Origin of the sequence: Devosia sp., assembly GCF_040509215.1 — a bacterium.
Lineage (GTDB): Bacteria > Pseudomonadota > Alphaproteobacteria > Rhizobiales > Devosiaceae > Devosia.
Genome location: NZ_JBEVLL010000371.1, coordinates 1 through 5704 on the forward strand (window position 1 = coordinate 1; position 5704 = coordinate 5704).

General features: G+C 62.1%; 6 protein-coding genes. 5 read left to right on the plus strand and 1 reads right to left on the minus strand.

The annotated features are described in order from the left end of the window. The 3 genes from ABW043_RS20965 to ABW043_RS20975 all read left to right on the plus strand — a co-directional run. A partial coding sequence (locus ABW043_RS20965) for a PDZ domain-containing protein (RefSeq protein ID WP_353923139.1) occupies positions 1-983 on the plus strand: 983 nt, incomplete at its 5' end. Positions 984-1124: 141 nt separating this feature from the next. After that, positions 1125-1796 (plus strand): response regulator transcription factor, encoded by a 672-nt coding sequence (locus ABW043_RS20970; protein WP_353923140.1) that lies wholly within the window; start codon positions 1125-1127, stop codon positions 1794-1796. A 3-nt stretch (positions 1797-1799) separates the two neighbouring features. Continuing rightward, positions 1800-3212 (plus strand): sensor histidine kinase, encoded by a 1413-nt coding sequence (locus ABW043_RS20975; protein ID WP_353923141.1) that lies wholly within the window; start codon positions 1800-1802, stop codon positions 3210-3212. Here ABW043_RS20975 and ABW043_RS20980 read toward each other — a convergent pair. Next, entirely contained in the window at positions 3209-4072 is an 864-nt protein-coding gene (locus ABW043_RS20980) for an LOG family protein (protein WP_353923142.1), read from the minus strand. The genes ABW043_RS20975 and ABW043_RS20980 overlap by 4 nt on opposite strands. Positions 4073-4193: 121 nt before the next feature. Here ABW043_RS20980 and ABW043_RS20985 point away from each other — a divergent pair, with 121 nt between their 5' ends. Together ABW043_RS20985 and ABW043_RS20990 are read left to right on the plus strand one after the other, a co-directional pair. After that, positions 4194-5024 carry a DUF817 domain-containing protein gene (locus tag ABW043_RS20985; RefSeq protein WP_353923143.1) on the plus strand — a complete coding sequence of 277 codons (831 nt, stop codon included), beginning with the start codon at positions 4194-4196 and terminating at the stop codon, positions 5022-5024. A 90-nt stretch (positions 5025-5114) separates the two neighbouring features. Further along, positions 5115-5704, plus strand: a 590-nt coding sequence (locus ABW043_RS20990) for a GntR family transcriptional regulator (RefSeq protein ID WP_353923144.1), incomplete at its 3' end; no start/stop codon positions are given.

Sequence of the window (5704 nt, forward strand, 5' to 3'; positions counted from 1 at the left end):
TCAAGATCGAAGGCAAGGACCTGCCTTTCGTGACTTTTGAGGACACCCCGAGCCGCGTTGGCGATTGGGTGGTTGCCGTTGGTAACCCGTTCGGCCTCGGTGGTACCGTGACCGTGGGCGTTATTTCCGGCGCCGGCCGCAATATCGGCGGCTCGAGCTATGGCGACTTCCTGCAGATCGACGCGGCCGTCAATACCGGTAACTCGGGTGGCCCGGCGTTCAACACCAATGGCGAAGTGGTCGGCGTCAACACCGCCATCTACTCCCCCAATGGCGGCAATGTCGGTATCGCCTTCGCCATTCCGGCCCACACGGTCAAGCAGATCGTCGATCAGTTGATCGATACCGGTTCGGTGACCCGTGGCTATCTCGGCGTCTCCATCCAGGACGTGACCAAGGACATCGCCGATAGCGTTGGCCTTCCCAATGCCCGCGGCGCCATTGTCCGCGAGCCGGCTGCCGATGGCCCTGCAGGCGATGCTGGCGTCAAGTCTGGCGACATCATCACCCAGGTCGATGGCGAACAGATCGATGACGCACTGGACCTCAGCCGCACCGTTGCCGGCAAGGCTCCCGGTTCGACCGTCGAGCTGACCATCTGGCGCGACGGTGCGGAAACCAAGCTGAGCGTCACGCTGACCGAGCTGACCGAACAGGCTGCCCCGACCCAGGAAGAAGCTCCTGTGCCGCCGGCCGATATTCCGGAAAGCACATCGAGCCTGGGCATGACCCTGGTTCCCAATGGTGACGGTTCGGGTGGTCTGCTGATCCAGGACGTCGAAGCCGACAGCACTGCGGCCCAGCGTGGCCTTGCCGTTGGTGACGTGCTGCTCGAAATCGACAACAAGCCGCTGAGCTCGATTGCCGATTACGATGCCGCCATCTCCGGCGTCCAGAGCAAGGGCCTTGCGACGGCCCTTGTGAAGGTGGCCCGCAATGGCGAAGCCCGCTTCATCGGCCTGCCGCTCGGCGAAGAAGGCTAAAACAACAGCGCTTTTGATTGCCTAACCGCTCGAAAGCGCCCTATGGGCTCCGGGGTTTCCCTCCCCCCGGAGTCCTTTCATTATAAAGCGCATGTCTTTGCCGGGATCACTTGGGGAGACATGCTTTAGCGGAGCACCGGCGTGAAGATTTTGCTGATCGAAGATGACCGGGAAGCCGCAAGCTATCTCATTCAGGCGCTGGACGAAGCGGGCCACGTGACCCACCACGCCAGCGATGGCGAAACCGGCTACGCCATGGCTTCGGGCATGGACTATGACGTGCTGATCGTTGATCGCATGCTGCCACGGCGCGATGGTCTTTCCATCATCGAGAGCCTGCGGGCCGAAGGCGACAATACGCCGGTGCTCATTCTTTCAGCTCTTGGCGAAGTCGACGACCGCGTGACGGGTCTACGGGCGGGCGGCGACGACTATCTCACCAAACCCTATGCCTTTACCGAACTCCTGGCGCGCATCGAAGTTTTGGCGCGACGGTCGAGCCCGGCGGAGGCGGCGACCAATTACAGCGTCGGCGGGCTGTCGCTCGATCGGCTCAGCCGCAAGGTCGAGCGCGATGGCGAGGCGATTTTGCTGCAGCCGCGCGAATTTCGCTTGCTCGAATATCTGATGAAGCATGCGGGCAAGGTGGTGACGCGCACCATGCTGCTCGAAAATGTCTGGGACTATCATTTCGACCCCCAGACCAATGTCATCGACGTTCACATGTCGCGCCTGCGCTCGAAGATCGACAAGGGGCACGACAGTCCCCTGCTCCATACGGTGCGCGGCGCCGGCTACATGATCCGGGACTAGCACGTGAGCCGCTTCGCCCAGGTCTGGCGCACCTCCACGGTTCGCCTTACGGCCACCTTCATCGCCATTTTCGTCGTCTTTGCCATCCTGCTCATGGCCTTTATCGGCTGGCAGTCTAGCGTTAGCATTCAGCGCCAGCAGACCGACGATATCGATCGCGAAGTGCGGCTGTTCCAGCGCATCGAGGCAACGCAGGGCATTCGCGCGCTGGCCTTTGCGCTCAACCGGTTATCGAGCCAGCCCGGGCCCGGCGTCTATTATCTCGGGGACGCCTCGGGGCAGTATCTGCTTGGTAATATGAACGACGTGCCGCCCGAAGTGCTGATCGATCCGGGTGTCTACAGTTTCGATTATGACCGGCCCGATCCCCTTGGCGAAGACGCCGCCGGCATGCCGGAACGGCCGAAGCGGGCCGGCGTTGCCGTGGTGCGCTCGATCGAATTGGGCAATGGCATGCGGCTGGTCGTTGGGCGCGACGTCGTCGAACGACGCGGCTATTCGGCCATCATCCTGCAAAGTTTTTTCTTCGGCGTCGTCGGCATCATTTTGTTTTCTGTCGTGGCCGGTGGGGTGACCGCGCGGCGGGTGCTCAAGCGCATCGATACGATCCGGGACACCTCGACAAAAATCATGTCGGGCAATCTTTCCGAGCGCGTGCCGATCACCAAGCGCAATGACGAATTCGACGGGCTGGCGCGCAATCTCAACGCCATGCTCGACCGGATCGAGCAACTGCTGCAGGGGCTCAAGGAAGTCACCGACAATGTGGCCCATGACCTCAAGACGCCGTTGACGCGCCTGCGCAACCAGGCCGAAGGGGCGCTGCGCGATACGGCGAGCCCGGAGACCAAGGAAAAGGCGCTGGAGACGGTGATCGCCGAGAGCGACAAGCTGATCCAGACGTTCAATGCGCTGCTGATGATCGCGCGTGTCGAAGCCGGGGCGCCTTCGGGGGCGCTGTCGGAGATCGATGTCAGCTCCATCGTTTCGGACGTGGCCGAACTCTATACGCCCGTCGCCGAAGACGAAGGTATCGAGGTGACGACCAATATTGCCGAGGGAGTTACCCTCAGGGCCAATCGCGAGCTGATTGGGCAGGCGATGGTGAACCTGCTCGAAAACGCCATGAAATATGCCAAGCCCGAGGACGGCAGACCGGGAAAAATCTCGGTGGAGCTGAAGCGCGAGGGCGCCAGCGTGGTGATTACCGTGGCGGACAATGGCCCCGGCATTGCCGAGGCGGACCGGCAACGCGTGCTGGAGCGGTTCGTGCGGCTCGAAAAGAGCAGGTCGGAACCAGGCTCGGGGCTAGGCCTGGCGCTGGTCAATGCCGTGGCGCGGCTGCACGGCGGCAGCTTCAGCATCGAGGACAATGGTCCGGGTGTGCGCGCCGTGCTGGATGTGCCGGCGAGCTAACCGCCGAGCCAGTCCGGCTCTTCGGTTTCCGGCAGATCGTAGAAATCGCGGACGACGCCCCAGCCCTCTTCGGCGGTATCGACGATCGAGAACAGTTCCGGATCGGTCGGCGAGATGGTGCCGGCTTCGGCGAGGGCCTGCAGGTTAATGACCTTGTCCCAGAATTCCTTGCCGAAGAGCACGACCGGAATGCGGTCCATGCGGCCGGTCTGAATGAGCGTCAGAGTTTCGAAAAATTCGTCCAGCGTACCAAAGCCACCGGGGAAGACCGCGACGGCCTTGGCGCGCAGCAGGAAGTGAATTTTTCGCGTCGCGAAATAGTGGAAATTGAAGGAGAGGTCGGGCGTCACATAGACGTTCGGGGCCTGTTCGTGCGGCAGGACGATATTGAGCCCGATAGAGGGCGCACCCATGTCGGCGGCGCCGCGATTGCCCGCTTCCATCACGCCGGGCCCGCCGCCGGTCACCACCACATATTCGGTGAATTTGCTCGCGGCCGAAGTCTGGCTCGCCAATTGGGCAAAGCGCCGGGCCTCGTCGTAATAGCGCGAGGCGGCTTCAAGATTGCGCTTCTGCACTTCGTTCTTGGCGGCCCAGGCCGGCTTGCCGGGCTCGGGAATGCGCGCGCCGCCGAAGAGCACAACGGTCGAGACGATGCCGCGCTCGCGCAGGCGAAACTCGGTCTTGAGATATTCGAGCTGGAAGCGGACGCCGCGCGTGTCTTCCGAGGTCATGAAGTCGTCATCGGCAAAGGCGAGCCGATAGGCCGGGTTCTCCGTCTGGGCGGTCTGCGGCGCTTTCTTGGCGGCGGCAACGTCCTGCTTGGAGGTGCGCAGCGAGGTCGGGTGGCGTCTGGCCAAGTGGCTTCTCCGTTGCGAATCCGGTCTTGACCGGCGCGCCACAATTCGGCGCCTTTGCACTGGGCATAACCAGTGCGGTGAGCCGGGGCAAGGGCGGGAGGAATCCATTCACTTCACGAGTGTGGAAGCCAGGGTCGATGCGGCGGCGCATCTGGTCCTCGCGCGATTGCCGCGCGGCCGGGTGGCAGATGGTCTTGTCGAGTTTCTCGTCTTCGGTCTCAAGCAGGCCTGGGCGTGCCTTTTCGGCGGGCTCATGCTGGGGATGATCATCATCACCCGCCTCTGGTGGCCCGAGATCGGGATCAACCGCTATGACGTCTGGTTCGTCGCGGCGCTGGTCATCCAGGCGGGCATGATCCTCTTCCGGCTCGAAACGCTCGAAGAGGCGCGCGTCATCCTGATCTTCCACGTGGTCGGCACGATCATGGAAATCTTCAAGACCTCGGTCGGCTCGTGGATCTATCCGGACGACGCGTTTTTCCGCATTGCCGGCGTGCCGCTGTTTTCGGGGTTCATGTATGCCTGCGTCGGCTCGTACATGACGCGTATCCAGCGGATTTTCGATATTACCTTCACCCGCTATCCGCCGGTCTGGCTGACGGTGCTGCTGGCGCTGGGGATCTATATCAACTTTTTCAGCCACCACTATTTCTACGATTTTCGCTGGTGGCTTTTCGGCGGCGTGGTGCTGCTCTATGGCCGCAGCTTCATGCACTACCGCGTGTTTCGCTTCCGCCACTCCATGCCGATGCTGCTGGCCTTCCTGCTTGTCGCGCTGTTCATCTGGATCGCAGAAAATATCGGCACCTGGAGCCGGGCCTGGATCTATCCAAGCCAGGAGAACGGCTGGTCAATGGTGAGCTTTGAAAAACTCGGCTCCTGGTACCTGCTCATGCTGATCTCGGTGGTGCTGGTTACCCTCGTGCATCCGCCCCGGCGCCACGAGGCTTGAGGGGCGAATATTGTTGGTTTCCTGACGGTCTGATGGACAGGTTTGGGCTCAACGTCTATCAAGCATGCAATCTTGCATAATGAGGCGGGGATGACCAAAAACCCCAAGAAGCAGACCGCGGCCGACAGGGTGCGCATGGTCCTCGCCGATGAAATCGTGCGGGGCGTCATCGGGCCGGGCGTGCCGCTGGATGAAGCCAGTATCGCCGAGCGGTTCGAGGTGTCGCGTACGCCGGTGCGCGAGGCGATCCGCCAGCTTGAAGCCATCGGCTTTGCCGAGGCGCGGCCGCATCGCGGGGCTGTGGTGCCGCATTTTACGCCCGAAAAACTCAACGAGATTTTTCTGGTGATGGCCGAACTGGAGGCGCTGTGTGCGCGGCTTGCCGCCGAATTTGCGACCTCGGCTGACAAGGACGCGCTGCAAAAAGTGCACCTGGCCTGTCGCGATGCGGCCCATGAGGGCGATATCGGGCGGTATTACGAGCTCAATATCAAATTTCACGAGACCATCTATGCCATCGGCCATAACGGCTTTCTGGCCGAGGTGACGATTGGCGTGCGCAATCGGGTGGCGCCGTTTCGGCGAGCACAGTTCCAGAGCCTGGGGCGGCTTGTGCGATCGGTCGAGGAGCACGAGGCGGTCGTGTCGGCCATTCTCGCCGGCGACGCGGAAAAGGCGGC